This is a genomic window from Candidatus Limnocylindrus sp. (genome assembly GCF_040397235.1).
Lineage (GTDB): Bacteria > Chloroflexota > Limnocylindria > Limnocylindrales > Limnocylindraceae > Limnocylindrus.
In genome coordinates, this window is the sequence record NZ_JBBAWH010000001.1 from 58518 (window position 1) to 75590 (window position 17073).

Sequence of the window (17073 nt, forward strand, 5' to 3'; positions counted from 1 at the left end):
CGATGCTCGGCACCGACATCCTGATCATTCTTCTACTGATCCTGATCAACGGCTTCTTCGTTGGTGCCGAGATCGCCTTTGTCTCTGTTCGCCGTACGCGCCTCGATGAGCTCGCCGAGGCGGGCGATCGCCGTGCGAAGCGCGCCCAGAAGCTGATGCGCGATCCAGGGCGCTTCCTCGCCGTGATCCAGGTTGCGATCACCTTCCTCGGGGCACTCGCCTCCGCCGTTGCTGCCGTCAGCATCGTGACCGTAGTTGCGGAGCCGCTGCGTGGGATCGCGCCCCTTGCCGACTATGCCGACACGATTGCGCTGCTCCTCGTCACCTTCATCGTCTCTGTGGTCTCCATCGTGCTTGGGGAGTTGATACCGAAGGGGTTTGCCCTCGCCAATCCGGACCGCATTGCCCTCGCAGTCTCTGGGCCGATCACCCTCTTCGCCAAGATTGTGAGCCCACTGGTGGCGGTGCTCGTGCTCCTCACCAAGATCATCTCGAAACCATTCGGCATTGACCCAACTCGTACCCCAGAGCTCTCCGCAGCCGAGATCCGCCTGATCGTGGAGCAGGGGAGCCAGCAGGGCGTACTTGAGGCCGAAGAGGAGCAGATGATCAGCGCTGTAATGTCGCTCAGCGACTCCAAGTTGCATGAGGTGATGGTGCCGCGCATTGATATCGCGGCGATCGACCAAGAGGCGAGCTTTGATGACGCCGTCACGCTAGTGCTCACCGAGGGACACAGTCGTACGCCGCTCTACAAGGAGTCGGTCGACCATATCGTTGGCATCCTCTACGCGAAGGACCTGCTGCGCATCATTGCTGCGGGCGGGCCGCGTCCACGACTGCGCGACATCATGCGTCCGGCACTCTTTGTTCCTGAGTCACAGGCGGTCGATGACTTGCTCAACGAACTACAGCGTCGCCGCGTGCACATGGCGATCGTGCTTGACGAATACGGCGGTACTGCGGGCCTCGTGACCATTGAAGACCTGCTCGAAGAGATCGTCGGTGAGATTCAGGACGAGTTTGACGAAGAGGAGCCGATGAAGGTGATGGTTCGCGAGGGCGAGGCGATCCTTGACGGCCGAGCCGATATTGATGAGATGGGCGAACTTGTCGACCCTCCGCTAGAGCTTGAGGATGATGAGGAGTACGACACCGTGGGCGGATTCGTCTATCACCGTATCGGCCGCGTCCCCGTTGTGGGCGACACGGTGGCAGTGGACCCATTCAAAATCACAGTGATCAAGGTGATTGGTCGCCGCGTCGGCAAGGTACGCGTGACCTGGGATACGGGGGTTGCGAAGCCGATCGCTGATTAGGCGGAGATCACCCGGTCAATAATCTCTTCGAGTTTCGCCACGGCGCGCGGGTTGAGCTGCGAGAGAGTGCGAATCTCACTGATCGCCTTAGCGCGCCACTCCTGTGCCTTCATGCGTGTGTACTCACGTGACCCGGTGCGCTCAAGTACCTGCAATCCTGCGGCGACTGAGTCGGCGCCTGGGTTCGTTTCGGCGTAGAGTTTTGTCAGCACCGCGCGGTCGGCGGGGCTCGCCTGCTCCATGGCATGAAGGACGGGGAGCGTCTTCTTGTGACGGGCCAGATCAGAGGCCTCCTTCCCTGTAGCCGCCTCGTCGCCCCAGATGCCGAGGAGGTCGTCGTTGATCTGGAAGGCGAGCCCGAGGGCCCAGCCGAAGTTTCGGAAGTGGCGGATGACCTCCTCGTCGTCACTGGCAAGGATCGCGCCAGACTCTACGGAGCCCGAGATGAGGGCGGCGGTCTTACGACCGATCATTTCAAAGTAGTGTTCAACGCTCTGCATCTCTGTGCGTGCGCTTGCGGCGATGTCGATGAATTGCCCTTCGCAGAGGCGCAGGCACGTCTCGTCGTAGAGCTTCATCAGGCGAATCACCTTGGCATCAGAGAAGCCGAGGGTGGTGAGGTGGTGCAGTGCTACGCGGCTGATCGTGAAGAGTGCATCGCCGGTGTTGATGGCCTGGGGAATACCATCTCGAACCCAGAGTGTCGGCCGGCCGCGTCGCTCGGCATCACCGTCCTCAATGTCGTCGTGGACGAGTGAGAAGTTGTGTCCGAGCTCTACTGCCGCAGCACCGGGGAGTGCGCGATCCCAGTCTGGCGAGATCGAGGCATAGGCGAGGAGGCCGAGGAGGGGGCGCATGCGCTTTCCGGGCCGCGCTGCGGGATCGTTGTACCCGAGGTGGTAGCGAATCTGCTCGTACATGGGGGCCGTAATCGGCTCCTCCCATTCGGCGAGCAGATCAAGGATGGTGCGATCGGTTGCCGCAACCAGTTCGTCGAGGTTCAGGCTCAGGAGATCTCCCGCCGCCCCTTGCTGCTGCTCGCTCACGCGCCCCCCTCACCTCTTGCCCGGCGCGTTTGAACGCGGCGCGGTTGTAGGGCAATGCTACCCTGCGCATCATGCCTGCACGTCAAAGCACTACGTCGCTGGCCGTCGTCACCTCCCGCTTCCGCCTCGGCGAAGCCGATCGCGTGCTCACCCTCCTCTCCGCGACACGCGGCAAGTTCAAAGCGATCGCCAAGGGGGTCCGTAAGCCAACCAGCCGGCTCGGGGGCGGGGTAGAGCCCTTCGCCGAGTTAGACCTCGCCCTCATCGCGGGGAGAACCTTCGATACCGTGACCCAGGTTCGCAGCGTACGAGTCTGGCTCGGACTACGCGGTCGACTCGGCAGTGCGGCGGTCGCCTGGTACGTCGCCGAGTTGGTCGAACGTGGAACGAGCGATGAGCAGCCCGAACCAGAACTGTACGAGCTGCTCATTCGCGCCTGGGATCTTCTCGAGTCCGGCGCACCCGATGCGCTCGTGGCGCGCTGGGCTGAGCTGGCACTCCTTGACGCCTCTGGGCAGGGCCCAGAGCTCGACGTCTGCCTTGAGTGCGGGCGGGCGCCCGTTGCGGGCGAGGGCCTCCGCTGGGATGAGGAGGGTGCGGGCATTCGCTGTGCATCGCATGCACTTGGGGGAGCGTTCTCCAGTGATGCGTTGCGGCTCATGCGAGCACTGCGACGCTTTGCGCCAGAGGAGCTGGTTTCTCTCGTGCTGCCTCCCGCCCCCCAACGAGAGGTGAGCTGGGCCCTGCGCCTCGCTGTGCATCTCCTCTTCGGCACTGAGCCGAAGAGTCGCAGCTTCATGGACGAGGTGTTGGCACCGTAAGCGGCGGAGGGTTGCGGCTCCGAACTAGGCGGCGACGAAGCCGGTTGTGGTCGCGACGAACCAGATTGCGGCAAGCAGTACGAGCATCGCGCCGTACGTCAGCAAGATGCGGCGAAGGTCTCGTTGCACGACGGGCATCTCTGCGGCGATCTCGGCGGTGAGTCGCTGTGTCGATGCGACCCGGCTACCAATTGGCGCAGAGGTGCCCGTAATGATGGTGCTCTTCGGGGCGACGAGCGTCGCCTCATAGGCGGCCGCAGCGGCCTCCTCGGCGGGAGTGAGACCACGCTTGGGCGCGTCGGCATGCGACTTCAGCTTCGGGCGCTGGTCGGGGCGGAAGCGCTTCTCGCGTTTAGCCATGACTCCTCCTTACAGGATTGTTGCCAGAGGATACCTGACCCAGGTTGAGGGGGCGGCGAGGGCTGATAGGATGCAGCCGTGGATAGCCAAGTGCTCCTTGCAATCGGCGTCGCCGGGGTGCTCGTTGCCCTGCTCGCGCTCCTCGTCGCCCTGATCTCGATCCGTAACCTACGCCGTCTCCGCGCCGACTACGCGGCGCTGGTCTCTGGGAATGAGGCACTCACCGCCGAGCAGCGATTCGCCCAGGTGCTTGAGCGGGTTGCCGAGCAGGGGGTCTCGTCGCAGGTGGCGGGGACGCGCCTCACCGCCCTTGAAACGGCCGCCCCTGGCGCAATGAGTCGCATGGGCCTCATCCAGTTCCAGGCCTTCGAAGATGTCGGCGGCGGCCAAAGCTCTGCGCTGGCGCTGCTTGATGCGGTGGGGAGTGGCGTCGTGATCACCGCGCTGCATGCTCGAGTCGGCACACGCATCTATGTGAAGCGCGTCATTGAGGGTCGGGGCGAGGGGACCCTTGGCGCTGAAGAGTCAGCGGCAATCGCTGCCGCCTTGGCACAGCCCGCCTACAGCGCTCCACAACGGTGACGTCGCGCGCCTCGGGTGCGGGCGAGCGCGAAGGGGGATCACAACTTCCAGTCTGGTCAGGGATTACGCCGAAACGTCCTACGGCACCAACGCCAACGATCGCCCACCTTGTTGATGATTTAAACGACGAGCAGTACGCCGCCGTGACGCACGGTGAGGGCCCGCTCCTCGTTGTCGCCGGTGCGGGCACAGGGAAGACCCAGGTCATCACGCGTCGCGTGGCCTGGCTCATCGCCGAGAAGCGTGCCGAGTCGGAAGAGATTCTGGCGCTCACCTTTACTGAGCGTGCGGCGGAGGAGATGCAGGGGCGCGTCGACCGCCTCGTTCCCTACGGATACGCCACGACCCCAATCAAAACCTTCCACGCCTGGGGCGATGAACTACTCCGCGCCAATGCACATCGGCTCGGCCTCTCCGGCGAGTTGCGTGTTCTTGGGCGCGCCGAGGTGGTGCTCCTGCTTCGTGAGCACCTCTTTGAACTCGGCCTCAAGCGATTCTTGCCGCTCGGAGATCCGACGCGTTTTCTCAGCGACATCGCCGGCTACTTCTCGCGTGCCAAAGATGAGGCCCTCGGTCCCGATGAGATTCAGAAGTTTGCTGCAGATCTTCAGGAGCGGGCTGGCGAAGCACGAAGCGCCGCCACCTCAACCGCCGACCTTGAACTCCAGCGGAAGCTTTCCTCGTATGCCGATGCGGTGGACCTCCTCGCCACCGAGCATGGGGAGCTGAGCGCGGCGCTGCGCACCTATCGAACAATTCTGAATGAGCGCGGCCTGCTCGATTTTGGGGATCAGGTGTTGCGCGCCTATGATCTGCTGCGTGATGACCCCCTAGTTGCCGCACGAGCACGGGAACAGCACCGTTGGATCTTGGTCGACGAATACCAGGATACGAATCGACTGCAGGGGGCGCTAGTTGATCTCCTCTCCGATGGACGGCGCAATCTCACCGTCGTCGGCGATGACGACCAGTCGATCTATCGCTTCCGTGGGGCGGCGATCAGCAACATCCTGAACTTCACCGAGCGGTACCCCGATGCGAGCAAAGTGGTCTTGACCAAGAACTACCGCAGCACGGGTTCCGTGCTCACAGCCGCACGACGCCTCATTCGCTTCAATGATCCGCATCGGCTCGAAGTTCGTCTCGGCATCTCAAAGGAGCTCACCCCAGAGGGGATGCCCGGCGATGCGCCACCAGTGACCTTCCGCCGATTCCGTACGACGGCGAACGAGGCCGATTGGATCGCGTCAGAGATCCGCGACTCCATCGCGGGGGGTCGGCGAGCCCGCGATCATGCGGTGCTCGTGCGCGCGAACGTCGACAGTGTGGAGGTTGGGCGCAGCCTCAACATGCTCGGTATTCCGTGGCGCTCGAGCGGCGCCGCCGGACTCTACGATCGCCCCGAGGTGCGCCTCCTCTTGGCGGGCCTACGCCATGCGGCCGACCCAGATGCCGCGGCACCACTCTTCCTGATCGTCGCAGAGTCGCGCTTCAAGGTGCCACCCACGATCCTGGCCGCTGCGGTCGGGAAGTCGCGCCGCGATCATCTCTCGCTGCGGGAGAGCCTCGCAACGGTTGGGGCAGGGCATGAGGCCACCGAGCGACTCCTTGAACGCCTCGCTGGGGTGGTGCAAGAGAGTGTCGAGCGCACGAGTGGCGAGGTGCTCTATCGCTGGCTGCGTGAGTCGGGCCTGCTCGCCGAGCTCACCCGCGAAGCAACGCCAGAGTCCGATGAGCGCATTCGCAACATCGGACGCCTCTTTGATGTGGTGCGCTCCCGCAGCCGACTGCTGGAGCTCGATCGCGCCCCATTCTTGGTGCGCTACCTCGAGGAGCTCGGTGAGGCGGGGGATGATCCTTCGGCTGCCGATGTTGATCCCGACCTTGATGCGGTCGCGCTCCTCACGATTCACCAGGCGAAGGGGCTGGAGTTCCCCGTCGTCTTCACTGCGAACCTCGTTGAGGGGCGCTTCCCGGCCAAGGGTCGACCGCCGCGTCTCGCGCTCGCGGCGGAGCTTGGCGGCTCTGATGATGTGGTGCCGCGCGACCCTCGTGCCCCAGATGGACCAACCGAGGCGGACGAAGAGGCGCTACGCGAGGAGCGACGCCTCGCCTATGTCGCACTGACTAGGGCGTGCGAACGCTTGGCCCTCACCGCTGCAGAGCGGAGCAGTGGTGGCGTCCGTCCGCGCAAGGTCAGCCGATTTGTTGCCGAGGCACTCGACCTCAGTCGAGAGCAACTTGAGGAGTTTCCGTTAACCGGTGAGCCGACCTCCAAAATTGATGACCTCGCGATTGTCGCTCCGCCACTTCCGGTTCTCCCCATGCGCGAACCTGGGGCGGGGGAGAGTGCGCCGCTCACCCTGAGCTTTACGGCGATTGAGGCCTTCATCGCCTGCCCGCTTCGCTACCACTATCAGCAACGCCTTCGCATTCCGCTGCCGCCGCATCACTCTGCAACGTACGGCGCTGCGATGCATGTCGCCGTCGCCGAGTTCCATCGCGGACAGATGGTGGGAGCACCTCCGCAACTCGACGAGCTTTATGCCGCACTTGAGCGCAGTTGGCAGAGTGCGGGCTTCCTTTCGCGCAGCCACGAAGAGGCGCGCCATACGGCGGCGCAGGAGGCGATCGCACGATTCCGCAGTGAGGAGATCGCAACAGGCCACGCGCCGGCCTACGTTGAGAAAGACTTCTCGTTTGAACTTGGCGGGCACAAGATTCGCGGCCGTTGGGATCGCGTCGATGTGCAGGCGCTCCCACCCGAGGGTCGCAGTGCGCCGATTCCGACCATTGATGTGCCAGGTGACGTCCTGCGCCCAACCCTGCCGCTCGGTGACGATGAGTGGGTGGTGGTCAGCGATTACAAGACCGGCGGACGCGATGATGATGACGCGAGCCGCAAGCGGGCGAAAGAGTCACTCCAGCTGCAGCTCTACGCGCTGGCATGGCGCGCTGTAACGGGGCGCCTCCCCGACGAGGTGAGCCTGCGCTTCCTCGACACCGGCCGTGTTGCCACCGTGCCCGTAGAGCCGAAGCGCATCGTGAAGGCGCGCGAACTGATCGTGGTTGCAGCGGAGGGGATCCTGGCTGGCGTCATAGATCCAAAGCCAGAGTTGATGACCTGCACCTACTGCTCGTACCGTGAGCTCTGCCCAGCATCGAAGGCTCCGGCGGGGCGGCCCGCATGACGCTCCGTGATGGAGAGCGGCGCAACGCTGCAGAGCAGCTTGAGCTGCCGCTCGATCAACAGCCGGCTACGCCGTTTGCGGGGAAGGTGTTGCGCACCGCCGCCGCAGCTCGCACACCACCACGCATCCCCACCGGAGATCAGCGGCTCATCCGCCTCCTCGGCCTAGGCGCGCTGATTGCGGCGCTGGTCACTATTGGCGGAGCGCTCACGATTGATCCCGTTGACGAACCGACGCGCGCCCTGGCCGTTGCGGGTGCGCTGGCTCTCACCGTGACGCTCGGGCTCACGGGGCTTCTTCTGCTGCGCTCCTTTCAGGGGCATCCAGGTGTCTGGCGGGTACGACGGCGGCGGTGCGTGCGGCGCGGGTTGTTCGCGGGGGCCCTGATCGGTGGCTACCTCGCCCTGCGCATCATTGGCCTCGGCGGACCGACCGGGCTGCTGATCGGCGTCGCTCTCGTGGTCGTGGCCGAGGCGGCAATTTCACGGAGTGAGATCGACTCGGTCTAGGTCTCAAATCGCCCCTGGAGGGGTGTAGGATTGGCACGCGCCCTGCTGGACGTCGGCTCGCACCGGCGGCGCATCTGAGCAAGATGGTGATCAATATGAGCCCGAATACCCCACCCTTCGCCGCCTCCCTCGCCGCGCTCGGCTGGAGCGGCACCCCAGAGCAGCGCGACCCACTCGATCGCCCCTCGTATGCGGGGCCGGTCAGCTTCGCTCAACTCCCGTGGGTTGAGGATGTGGCTGAGATCCGTCGTCGCAAGGCTGACATCGCCATCATCGGCGCACCGTTTGATGATGCGGTCACACATCGTCCCGGCACACGCTTTGGCCCTCGCGCCATCCGTGAGGCGCAATACCAAACTGGCACCCTGCACTCACTGCAGGTGGGCGTGGAGCCGTTTACGGCCCTCACCGCCGTTGATGCCGGTGACGCCCTGGTTTACCCAGGACGACTCGAGCACGGACACGGCGCCATCTACCGCAAGGTTCGTGAGGTTGCTGAGACTGGTGCGATCCCGATCGTGCTCGGTGGCGACCACTCGATTACGTGGCCGAATGCAACGGCGATTGCCGAGATGCGCTGGCCGCAGCGCATCGGCATCCTGCACTTTGATGCCCACGCCGACGCCTCCATTGATGGCTACGGATCGCTCCACAGCCACGGTTCGCCAATGCGGCGCCTGATCGAGTCTGGCGCGGTGCTCGGCAAGAACTTTGTGCAGGTCGGCCTGCGCGGCTACTTTCCTGATAAAGAGACGCTCGGATGGATGCGCGAGCATGGCATGCGCAGTCACTTCATGACCGAGATCGAGGAGCGTGGCTCAGAGGCGGTCATCGCAACCGCCATCGCCGAAGCTCTCGACGGCCCAGATGCGATCTGGATTAGCCTTGATATTGATGTGGTCGATCCGGGCCTCGCGCCAGGAACGGGCACACCAGAGCCAGGCGGGATGCTCTCTCGCGAGTTGCTCCGTGGGCTCCGCCAGATTGCGGCACAGGTCCCGATCGCAGGAATGGACGTCGTTGAGGTCTCACCACCGTATGACTGGGCTGAGTCGACGGCGATGATCGCTAACCGTGCCGCACTTGAGGTGATTAGCGCGCTGGCGAAGCGTAAGGAGTCCGGCGAGACGATTCGTTGGGAACCCTCCCGCTGAGCGAAACCGCATCCAGCGAAACTGCGTCTGAGGTACGAAGCCGCCTGCTCGCCGACGAACGCGACCTCACCTCAGCCGCCGACGGTGATCTGGCGTATTGGCGGAGGGTAGCGGCGGAGTCAACTGGTCCCATCCTGGAGATCGGCTGCGGGGCAGGTCGCGTCTTGACCGCTCTTGACTCCAGCGAACGGCAGCTGATCGGCATTGATCTCGATCTGGCCGCCCTCGCCCTGGCCGCGGAGCGCGCCGCTGCCGCCGAATGGATCGCTGCCGATGGACGAACCTGGCGTCGCGAAGCGACTGCGGTCAGCCTCGTGATTCTTGGCGGCGATCTGCTCTCGCTGATCACCGCGCCCGCTGACCTTGAAGCGCTCTTACGAACAGCAGCGCTGCACTGTGCGCCTGGTGGACAGGTGGGGCTCGACGCCACACTGATGGATCCACAGCTGTTCGCGGATGAGGTCGAGGGTGTGTGGAGCGTTGATCTGGAGCGAGCAGATGCCGACCTCGGCACGGTGCGCCGCGAGAGCCGCATCGCCCCAGACCCTCAGGCGCGCAGCAATACGGTCCATTTGGAGATTCGGCATCGGGCGGTGGGGGCCGACGGGCGCATCACGCCGATCTATCCAGACCGCGCCCCCTTCGCAATTCGTGCTTGGCAGCCGGATGAGGTGCGAGCCCTTGCCGCTGCCGCTGGCCTAGGCGTAATGAGCGTTGGTGACGACGACCGTCTGCGCTGGCTGCTACGGTCAGCGCATGAGTGACCCACGCCCAATCGGGCTCTTCGATTCAGGGATCGGCGGCCTCACCGTTCTGCGTGAAGTGCAGGCGCGCCTTCCAGCCGAATCCACCATCTACATCGGCGATAGCGCCCGTCATCCATACGGCACCCGGAGTGACGTTGAAGTGCGCACCTTTGCCGAAGAGCTCAGCGACGAACTGGTGGCACGCGGCGTAAAGGCGATCATCATCGCCTGCAATACCGCGACCGCCGTCGCGCTCGAGCATCTTCGTGAGCGGCACCCATCAACGCCGATCATTGGCGTGGTCCGATCGGGAGCGGCGGCGGCGGCGCTGGCGACACGCACCGGCCGGGTCGGCGTGTTGGCTACCATTGCAACCGTTCGGTCGCGTGCCTACTTCGCCGCCATCAAAGACGAGAACCCTGGCACGCGGGTGACTGAGCGAGCCGCCTCCGAACTTGTTCCGCTCATTGAGTCAGGTCTCACGAACACGCAAGAAATGAGCGACGCCATCCACGCGGCGATTGACCCGTTTCTGGCTGGCGAGCCGAGCGAACGCATCGACACCCTGCTGCTTGGTTGCACCCACTTCCCGTTGATTCGCGGTGCAATTGATGCGGCGCTCGGTGCCCCAATTGCTGTGGTTGATTCCGCCGCAGCAACGGCAAGCTTCCTTCAAGAGATCATCGCGGTGAATGGGCTTGAGGCTCCAGGATCGAGCCGCGGGACGGCGGCCGACCCCGGCCACCTTGGACACTCCGCGCCAGCGTCAGCGCCAATAGCCCCTGAGCATCAGATCTTCACGACAGGGGATCCTTCGGTGGTGGATGCGCTTGCTACCCGACTCTTTGGTGAGACTGCACCGCGCGCGCAGCAGATGACGCTGGGGGCGAAGCGCAGCTAGCGGCGCTCGAGCGCTGGCAGGATGGCGCGCACAATCTCAGCGGCGTTCTTTGAGGCGAGCGCGAGATACTCCCAGAAGCTCAGCGTGGCCCCGCCATCACCAGAGTCGCTTACGCTCCGAATCACCAGCCAGGGGATGCCGTGCGTGCGTGCCGCATAGGCGATGGCCGCCCCCTCCATCTCGACGAGGTCGGCTGAGCTGCGGGCGGCAATCGCATCGCGAACCTTCTGGTCGGCGACAAACCAGTCGCCGGTGGCGATGCGGCCGCGGCGGAGGCTGATCCCAAGTCGCGTTGTCGTCGGTGCCGCGGCATTGAACGCCGCGGTGACGAGTTCGGGCTCGGCAACTAAAAGTGGGTCGCCCTTTGATGGAATATCCGCGCCGTAGCCGAAGAGTCGAAAGCCATCGGCCTCTGCTGCGGCAAAGTCATGCTGCAAGACACTATCGGCGAGTAGGACGTCGCCGACGCGATATCCCGCATGCAGGGCGCCGGCGGAGCCGACCGAGATCACGCAGCGGGGCTCAACTGCCAGGGCGGCGGTGACTGCAACCACCGAGGCGACCTTGCCGACTCCACAGCGCAGCAGGGCGACCGGGTGTGTGTCGATGTGGCCGATGAGCAGTGCACCCTCTACAAGTCCTGGCAGTGTGTGCGGCACCAGATCAGTGGCGAGCGCCTCAAGGGCGGCGCGCTCCTCGCTGAGCGCGGCAGCGATGAGCGTTGGGCCTGATGGGCGGAAGTGTTGCAGCATGGGGCTAGGATAGCGGTGTGCATCTGCCCACTGTGACCCAGGCCCCGTTGCCGCGACGGCGCAGCCTCTTTACGCTCGCGCTCGCACTCCTGCTTGCCGCCGCGTGTGGCACCTCTGCTGCGCCGTCGGGGGCGAGCGGAGATCCTTCGGCTAGCGCAAGCCCCTCATCGACCAGCGACACACGGAGCCCGCTGATCCCCGTTGCCGGATACCGCAGCACCCTCACCGCGCTCACGAGCGTTGGGGTCGCGCGCCTCACTGAGGTCGGGGGGAAGCTACCGATCACCAAACTGATCCTGATTGCGCCGGAGTCGAGCGCCATCCTTGCGGCACTCGGCCTCTCGCCCACCTCAATCACATCTCGCCTGACACTCGTCGCGGACCGCACCGCCCTCAAGGCGGCACTCGCCGCCGATGAGAAGGCGGCAGGATTCGTGCGGCTCGCCGCCCTTGAGCCCGCGCTGCGCACCCTTACGTGGGAGGGGGCCGCAATCGTTGGCGTGCAGCGCGTTGCATCGCTGGCCGATTGGCCGCTGCGCGCCGAGCTTCCCCTCGACGCATCGATTCCTGCAGATTGGCTCTCCGGTCCGCTCGCGTACGATCCTGCAACCGCATGGACTCTGGCAGCTGGTGGCGACATCCTGCTTGACCGTGGCGTTTCAGCCAACGCGAAGCGCTCAAAGCGTGGGGCAGATTCGCTCTTTGATGGCGGATTTGCCGATATCACTGGCACAACCTGTTGCAGCCAATTTGGCGTGCCACGTGTCGCCGCGCGCTACGTAAGCGGTGGCGGCATCAACGGCCTGATGCGCTCACTCTTCCAGCAGGCAGATCTCTCGATCGCGAACCTTGAATCGCCAACACCGAAGAAGTGGCGCCAACACAACTCAGGTACAACCTTCACGGGAAACCCCGCGCTTCTGCGGGTGGTGAAAGAGGCGGGCTTTGATTTCCTCTCGCTGGCAAACAATCACATCGGCGATGGGGGCGTCTATCGCATCCCCGAGACTATTGCCGCTGTAAAAGCTGCCGGCATGGGCAGCGGTGGTGCGGGGGCAAACCTTGCTGAGGCGCAGCGCCCGTGGCTCACCGACGTTGGTGGCATCACCGTGGGCATCGTTGCAGTCGACCAGGTAAACCCGAGCACGCACGCGCGGGCAAACCGGCCGGGGAGTGCGCCGATTGGGGTCCTTGAGATGCGCGCCTCCATTGCGGCGGCTCGCGCCGCTGGTGCAGACGTCGTCATCGTTTTCCCGCACTGGGGCTTGGAGTTCCAGGCGCAGCCGACCGCCTCACAGCGTAGGTTTGCCAAGCGGGCTATCGAGGCTGGTGCCGACATGATCCTTGGATCGCACTCGCACTGGGCGAGTGCCATGGAGATCATCAGCGACAAGCCGGTCTTCTACTCCATGGGCAACTTCGTCTTTGACCAGAACTGGTCCGTTGAAACGTCCGAGGGGCTCGTTATTGAATCAACATTCGTGGGATCACGGCTGGTCAGCACACGCATGTTGCCGACGGTCATCCTCAATCAGTCGCAGCCAAACTTCGTCGATGTCGCCACCGATGGCGTACCGATCATGAATCGAGTCTGGAAGGGCTCAAAGGGCCTGCCTCGCTGGTAGCCCGAGCTCTACGTCTCTAAGAGTCGAGCGACTCGTTCTTCTCTAGGTCCACGACAGCGGTGCGCAGGCCGATCGGCTCACGTCCTGAGAGCAGCGCCTCAGCGATGGCAAGGTCGGGATCCTCCTCCTCGCCTTCGTCAGCGGCGTGGGCACCCGCCCCCTCGTGCGTTAGAAGGCGGGTCTCGCCCTCCTCAGAAGAGATGCCCACTGCGGCCACCAGGCGGGAATCCAGTGAGGCGGCAAAGTCGTGCTCGCGCTCGAGCTCAGCGGCGATCGCCTCAATGAGGGTCTCCTCGGTAAAGGTTTCCATCACCCGACTCCGGGCGGTCTCCACCATTGCCAAGAACTCGCTCGGGGCGAAAGCCTCGTCGTGGGCGAGGGTCATGCCGATAGCGAGTTCGTCGTCCGCCTCGTGAAGTTCATAGAAGTACACGCCGCGCAGGCTAGCACCCCGCGCAGCGCCCCTGCTTGACGCCGATGGATATGGCGCGGAGACTGGGGTCATGAGGGTCATGATTCGCCGACGCACCAGCACCACGCGCGGCGCCCTGATCTTCCTCGGGCAGGCCCTGCTGGTGACGCTCTTCGTCGTGGAGTTTGGGCGAAATCTGATCGGCGTGATTCAGGTGAATACGCGGTTGGCGCAGCTGCGCGACGAGACGGCGGCGCTCCAAGCTCGGGCCGACGCACTTACTGCGGAGCGGGTGCTCCTCGAGGACGCCGCCTTCCTCGAGTTGGTTGCGCGCGGCTACAGCCTCGGCTCCACTGTGGAACGCCCGTTCGTCTTAGCGGCTGATGCGGCACCACTTCCAGAGGATGCTCCGGGGTCTGGCGCACGGCGGTTCAGCCCTGATGCGCCAACTCGCTCGCCGCTCGACGCGTGGCTCGACCTGCTCCTCGGGAGCTAAGCCGAACTACCTCTTCGGGTCTCCGAAGATCGTCCAGTGCCAGCCCTTCTCGGCCTCGCCAGTGATCTCAATTGCTACGTGCTTGATCTGCGTGTACTCCTCAAAGGAGTAGCGGCTGAGGTCCTTGCCGAATCCCGACTGCTTGAAGCCACCATGCGGCATCTCGCTCAGGAAGGGGAGATGGTCGTTGATCAGCACCGAACCGAAGTTGAGCGCCGCCGCCATGCGATGGGCGCGCGCCACATCACTCGTCCAGCAGCTGGAGGCGAGGCCATACGGCGTGTCGTTTGCGAGGGCGATCGCTTCGGCCTCGTCGCTGAATGGGAGAGCCACGAGCACCGGACCGAAGACCTCCTGCTGCACAATCTCGCTGAACTGCTGCGCGCCGACGATGAGCGTTGGCGCGAAGTAGGCACCCTCGGCTGGGACGCCCTTCGGCTGCGCACTGCCGCCCACCACGATCCGCGCCCCTGCGGCAACGGCGCGGTCAACGTAGCCAGCGACTCGATCGCGATGCGTGCGCGAGATGAGCGAGCCGAGATCTGTCGCCGGATCAAAAGGGTCACCGATGCGCACCTGCGCGGTGAGCTCAGCAATGCGGGCCACGAGGCGGTCGAAGATGTCGCTTTGCGCGTAGAGGCGCGTGGCTGCGGTGCAGTCCTGACCAGCGTTGACGAAGGCCCCAGCGATCGCTCCTCGCGCGGCGGCCTCAATGTCGGCGTCGGTAAAGACAACGAACGGCGCCTTACCACCAAGCTCTAGATGCAGACGCTTCAGCGTTGGCGCGCCGGCAGCCATCAGCTCTCGACCAGTTGCGCTATCGCCCGTGAGGGCGATGATGTCGATGCGCGGATCTGCGGCGAATTGCGCGCCGATTTCGGCACCTGGTCCGGTGATGACATTGACGACGCCCGCCGGGAAGCCGACTTCGCGCGCCAACTCTGCCAGCCGTAGTGCTGCGAGCGGTGTGGCGCTGGCTGGCTTCATGACGACGGTGTTGCCGGCGGCCAGCGCGGGCGCCGCCTGCCAGACCGCCATGGCGAGCGGATAGTTCCACGGCGCGATCAGTGCGGCAACGCCGATCGGCTCCCGCCGAATCATGGAGGTGTGGTTGCCGGTGTATTCACCTGCGGCGATCCCGTCGGGGGTACGCAGGACGCCAGCGAAGTAGCGCAAATGGTCAACGACGGCAGGAATGTCGCCGTCGCGTCGCAGTTTGCGCGCGGTGCCCGTCTGCCACACCTCAAGATCGGCAAAGTGATCCGCCTCGCGTTCAACCGCGTCGGCCAGTGCGAGAAGGAGTCGCGCGCGCTCGGCTGGGAGCGTCGTGCGCCAGCCTCCAGTATCAAACGCACGTCGAGCTGCAGCGATGGCGGCGTCAACGTCGGTGGCCGAAGCGTGTGGGATTTCGCCGATCGCTGCGCCCGTGGCGGGGTGGCGCAGGGTGAAGGTTCGCCCGCCGGCAGCCCCACATGAGGCGCCGTCAATCAGCATCGTTGGGGTGAACGGGGGAGTTGCCCCTGGTGCGCGACTTGTCATGAGCGAAGGGTAGGCGATACGCCGCGTCGCTGGAAGTGGTGGGCGCGCTAGGATGCACCTATGCCTAGCGATCAGTCACCGAAGGGCGCCGCACCTCGACGGACCCCTACGCGCGCCGTCAGCGTAACGACCCCCGCCCCCGCAGCGATCGTGGCCCCTGCAAGTTCAGGTCTCGCCGGCAACAGCCCGTGGGCCTACGCCCCCGCCCCAGAGTCCCGCGAGATCGTCACGATTCGCCAGCGCTACGGCCTCTTCATCGACGGGAAGGAGCGCGCCCCCTCAGGCGGCGAGGTCACCATCACCTACAACCCGGCCACAGAGGAGCCCCTCGCCGAGATCGCGAAGGGGACCCCCGCCGACGCCGACCGCGCCATTGAGGCCGCCGATCGCGCCTATCGCAAGGTCTGGTCGAAGTTGCACCCACGCGAACGGGCGAAGTACCTCTACCGCATCAGCCGGATCCTGCAGGAGCGCAGCCGCGAGTTCGCCGTCACCGAGACGATGGACTCAGGGAAGCCGATCCGCGAGTCGCGTGACGTGGATGTGCCTCTCGCCGCCGCACACTTCTGGTACTACGCCGGCTGGGCCGACAAGCTTCAGTACGCCGTTCCTGGCCGTCGACCCGAGGCGCACGGCGTCGTTGGGCAGGTGATCCCGTGGAACTTCCCACTCCTCATGCTGGCGTGGAAGATCGCCCCGGCTCTTGCCGCGGGTAACACCGTGGTCCTGAAGCCCGCCTCAACGACGCCACTCACCGCGCTCCTCTTCGCCGATGTCTGCCGCCAGGCGGAACTCCCAGATGGGGTCGTCAACATCATCACCGGCCCTGGCAGCACGGGAATGTCGATCGTCACCGACCCACGTGTCGCGAAGGTCGCCTTCACCGGCAGCACCTCAGTCGGCGTCACGATTGCGAAGGGGATCGCCGGACAGGGAAAGGGGCTCACCCTCGAACTCGGTGGCAAGGCGGCCAACATCGTCTTCGAAGATGCGGCGCTCGATCAGGCGGTCGAGGGCGTCGTCAACGGCATCTTCTTCAACCAGGGTGAGGTCTGCTGCGCCGGCAGCCGCCTCCTCGTTCAGGAGTCCATTGCCGAAGAGTTCCTTGCGCGGCTGCGCGACCGCATGTCGATGCTGCGCATCGGCGATCCGATGGATAAGAACACCGACGTCGGCGCGATCAACTCGAAGGCCCAGATGGAGAGCATCGGTGAGCTCGTTGCGAGTGGCGTCGCCGAGGGGGCCCAGATTTGGCAGCCGGCCTGCGACCTACCAACGCGCGGCTGGTTCTACCGCCCAACCCTCTTCACCAATGTGGCGCAAAGCCATCGCATCGCCCGCGAAGAGATCTTCGGACCCGTCTTGGCCACCATCACCTTCCGCACCGTGGATGAGGCGATTGAGAAGGCGAACAACACGGCGTACGGACTCTCCGCCGGCATCTGGACCGAGAAGGGGAGCCGCATCCTGCAGGTCGCCAGCGCCCTCAAGGCGGGCGTGGTCTGGGCGAATACCTTCAACCGCTTCGATCCAACTGCGCCGTTCGGTGGCTACAAAGAGTCTGGGTACGGACGCGAGGGCGGCATGCAGGGCTTGCACGCCTATCTGAGGAGCTCCTAG

Annotated in this window: 16 protein-coding genes; 11 read left to right on the forward strand and 5 right to left on the reverse strand. The window is 64.7% G+C overall.

What is annotated here, in order from left to right; all coding sequences use genetic code 11:
* The first annotated feature begins 2 nt into the window (after nucleotides 1-2).
* Nucleotides 3-1319 carry a hemolysin family protein gene (locus AC3LB0_RS00365; RefSeq protein WP_488649194.1) on the forward strand — a complete coding sequence of 439 codons (1317 nt, stop codon included), beginning with the start codon at nucleotides 3-5 and terminating at the stop codon, nucleotides 1317-1319.
* Here AC3LB0_RS00365 and AC3LB0_RS00370 read toward each other — a convergent pair.
* Complete coding sequence (locus tag AC3LB0_RS00370; RefSeq protein ID WP_488649195.1) at nucleotides 1316-2365, reverse strand: polyprenyl synthetase family protein; 1050 nt, start codon at nucleotides 2363-2365, stop codon at nucleotides 1316-1318. The genes AC3LB0_RS00365 and AC3LB0_RS00370 overlap by 4 nt on opposite strands.
* A 71-nt stretch (nucleotides 2366-2436) precedes the next feature.
* Between AC3LB0_RS00370 and recO the strand changes: the two genes are divergently transcribed.
* Nucleotides 2437-3186 (forward strand): DNA repair protein RecO, encoded by a 750-nt coding sequence (gene recO, locus AC3LB0_RS00375; RefSeq protein WP_488649196.1) that lies wholly within the window; start codon nucleotides 2437-2439, stop codon nucleotides 3184-3186.
* Nucleotides 3187-3210: 24 nt separating this feature from the next.
* Here recO and AC3LB0_RS00380 read toward each other — a convergent pair whose 3' ends face one another.
* Complete coding sequence (locus AC3LB0_RS00380; RefSeq protein ID WP_488649197.1) at nucleotides 3211-3546, reverse strand: hypothetical protein; 336 nt, start codon at nucleotides 3544-3546, stop codon at nucleotides 3211-3213.
* 78 nt (nucleotides 3547-3624) lie between these two features.
* Between AC3LB0_RS00380 and AC3LB0_RS00385 the strand changes: the two genes are divergently transcribed.
* The 6 genes from AC3LB0_RS00385 to murI all read left to right on the forward strand — a co-directional run bounded on the left by AC3LB0_RS00385 (nucleotide 3625) and on the right by murI (nucleotide 10629).
* Nucleotides 3625-4128, forward strand: a complete 504-nt coding sequence (locus AC3LB0_RS00385; protein ID WP_488649198.1) for a DUF4446 family protein — start codon at nucleotides 3625-3627, stop codon at nucleotides 4126-4128.
* Nucleotides 4125-7319 carry an ATP-dependent helicase gene (locus tag AC3LB0_RS00390; RefSeq protein ID WP_488649199.1) on the forward strand — a complete coding sequence of 1065 codons (3195 nt, stop codon included), beginning with the start codon at nucleotides 4125-4127 and terminating at the stop codon, nucleotides 7317-7319. The genes AC3LB0_RS00385 and AC3LB0_RS00390 overlap by 4 nt, the downstream gene beginning before the upstream one ends.
* A complete protein-coding gene (locus tag AC3LB0_RS00395; RefSeq protein WP_488649200.1) occupies nucleotides 7316-7828 on the forward strand; it encodes a hypothetical protein in 513 nt (170 codons plus the stop codon). Before AC3LB0_RS00390 ends, AC3LB0_RS00395 begins: the two co-directional genes overlap by 4 nt.
* A 95-nt stretch (nucleotides 7829-7923) precedes the next feature.
* On the forward strand, nucleotides 7924-8982 hold the full coding sequence (gene speB / locus AC3LB0_RS00400) for an agmatinase (protein WP_488649201.1): 1059 nt from the start codon (nucleotides 7924-7926) through the stop codon (nucleotides 8980-8982).
* Nucleotides 8964-9746: a methyltransferase domain-containing protein gene (locus AC3LB0_RS00405; protein ID WP_488649202.1), complete on the forward strand. Its 783-nt coding sequence runs from the start codon at nucleotides 8964-8966 to the stop codon at nucleotides 9744-9746. Before speB ends, AC3LB0_RS00405 begins: the two co-directional genes overlap by 19 nt.
* Nucleotides 9739-10629 carry a glutamate racemase gene (murI, locus tag AC3LB0_RS00410; protein ID WP_488649203.1) on the forward strand — a complete coding sequence of 297 codons (891 nt, stop codon included), beginning with the start codon at nucleotides 9739-9741 and terminating at the stop codon, nucleotides 10627-10629. Before AC3LB0_RS00405 ends, murI begins: the two co-directional genes overlap by 8 nt.
* On the opposite strand, the gene mtnN is transcribed toward murI, so the two are convergent.
* Nucleotides 10626-11381: a 5'-methylthioadenosine/S-adenosylhomocysteine nucleosidase gene (mtnN, locus tag AC3LB0_RS00415; RefSeq protein WP_488649204.1), complete on the reverse strand. Its 756-nt coding sequence runs from the start codon at nucleotides 11379-11381 to the stop codon at nucleotides 10626-10628. The two genes, murI and mtnN, sit on opposite strands and share 4 nt — an antisense overlap.
* Before the next feature lie 17 nt (nucleotides 11382-11398).
* Between mtnN and AC3LB0_RS00420 the strand changes: the two genes are divergently transcribed.
* On the forward strand, nucleotides 11399-13006 hold the full coding sequence (locus tag AC3LB0_RS00420; RefSeq protein WP_488649205.1) for a CapA family protein: 1608 nt from the start codon (nucleotides 11399-11401) through the stop codon (nucleotides 13004-13006).
* 16 nt (nucleotides 13007-13022) lie between these two features.
* Here the strand turns inward: AC3LB0_RS00420 and AC3LB0_RS00425 are convergent, their stop codons facing one another.
* Nucleotides 13023-13439 carry a hypothetical protein gene (locus AC3LB0_RS00425; RefSeq protein WP_488649206.1) on the reverse strand — a complete coding sequence of 139 codons (417 nt, stop codon included), beginning with the start codon at nucleotides 13437-13439 and terminating at the stop codon, nucleotides 13023-13025.
* A gap of 70 nt (nucleotides 13440-13509) precedes the next feature.
* On the opposite strand from AC3LB0_RS00425, the gene AC3LB0_RS00430 reads away from it, so the two are divergent.
* Nucleotides 13510-13914, forward strand: coding sequence for a hypothetical protein (locus AC3LB0_RS00430; RefSeq protein WP_488649207.1), 405 nt, complete (start codon nucleotides 13510-13512; stop codon nucleotides 13912-13914).
* Between the two features lie 6 nt (nucleotides 13915-13920).
* On the opposite strand, the gene AC3LB0_RS00435 is transcribed toward AC3LB0_RS00430, so the two are convergent.
* Nucleotides 13921-15453, reverse strand: a complete 1533-nt coding sequence (locus tag AC3LB0_RS00435) for an aminobutyraldehyde dehydrogenase (protein ID WP_488649208.1) — start codon at nucleotides 15451-15453, stop codon at nucleotides 13921-13923.
* Nucleotides 15454-15513: 60 nt separating this feature from the next.
* On the opposite strand from AC3LB0_RS00435, the gene AC3LB0_RS00440 reads away from it, so the two are divergent.
* Entirely contained in the window at nucleotides 15514-17073 is a 1560-nt protein-coding gene (locus AC3LB0_RS00440; RefSeq protein ID WP_488649209.1) for an aldehyde dehydrogenase family protein, read from the forward strand.

Excerpts from the sequence above, each read along its gene's own strand:
- AC3LB0_RS00430 (WP_488649207.1), top strand. The coding sequence starts at position 13,510 with ATGAGGGTCATGATTCGCCGACGCACCAGCACCACGCGCGGCGCCCTG.
- AC3LB0_RS00380 (WP_488649197.1), bottom strand. The coding sequence starts at position 3,546 with ATGGCTAAACGCGAGAAGCGCTTCCGCCCCGACCAGCGCCCGAAGCTG.
- AC3LB0_RS00435 (WP_488649208.1), bottom strand. The coding sequence starts at position 15,453 with ATGACAAGTCGCGCACCAGGGGCAACTCCCCCGTTCACCCCAACGATG.
- mtnN (WP_488649204.1), bottom strand. The coding sequence starts at position 11,381 with ATGCTGCAACACTTCCGCCCATCAGGCCCAACGCTCATCGCTGCCGCG.
- murI (WP_488649203.1), top strand. The coding sequence starts at position 9,739 with ATGAGTGACCCACGCCCAATCGGGCTCTTCGATTCAGGGATCGGCGGC.
- recO (WP_488649196.1), top strand. The coding sequence starts at position 2,437 with ATGCCTGCACGTCAAAGCACTACGTCGCTGGCCGTCGTCACCTCCCGC.
- AC3LB0_RS00395 (WP_488649200.1), top strand. The coding sequence starts at position 7,316 with ATGACGCTCCGTGATGGAGAGCGGCGCAACGCTGCAGAGCAGCTTGAG.
- AC3LB0_RS00440 (WP_488649209.1), top strand. The coding sequence starts at position 15,514 with ATGCCTAGCGATCAGTCACCGAAGGGCGCCGCACCTCGACGGACCCCT.
- AC3LB0_RS00365 (WP_488649194.1), top strand. The coding sequence starts at position 3 with ATGCTCGGCACCGACATCCTGATCATTCTTCTACTGATCCTGATCAAC.
- speB (WP_488649201.1), top strand. The coding sequence starts at position 7,924 with ATGAGCCCGAATACCCCACCCTTCGCCGCCTCCCTCGCCGCGCTCGGC.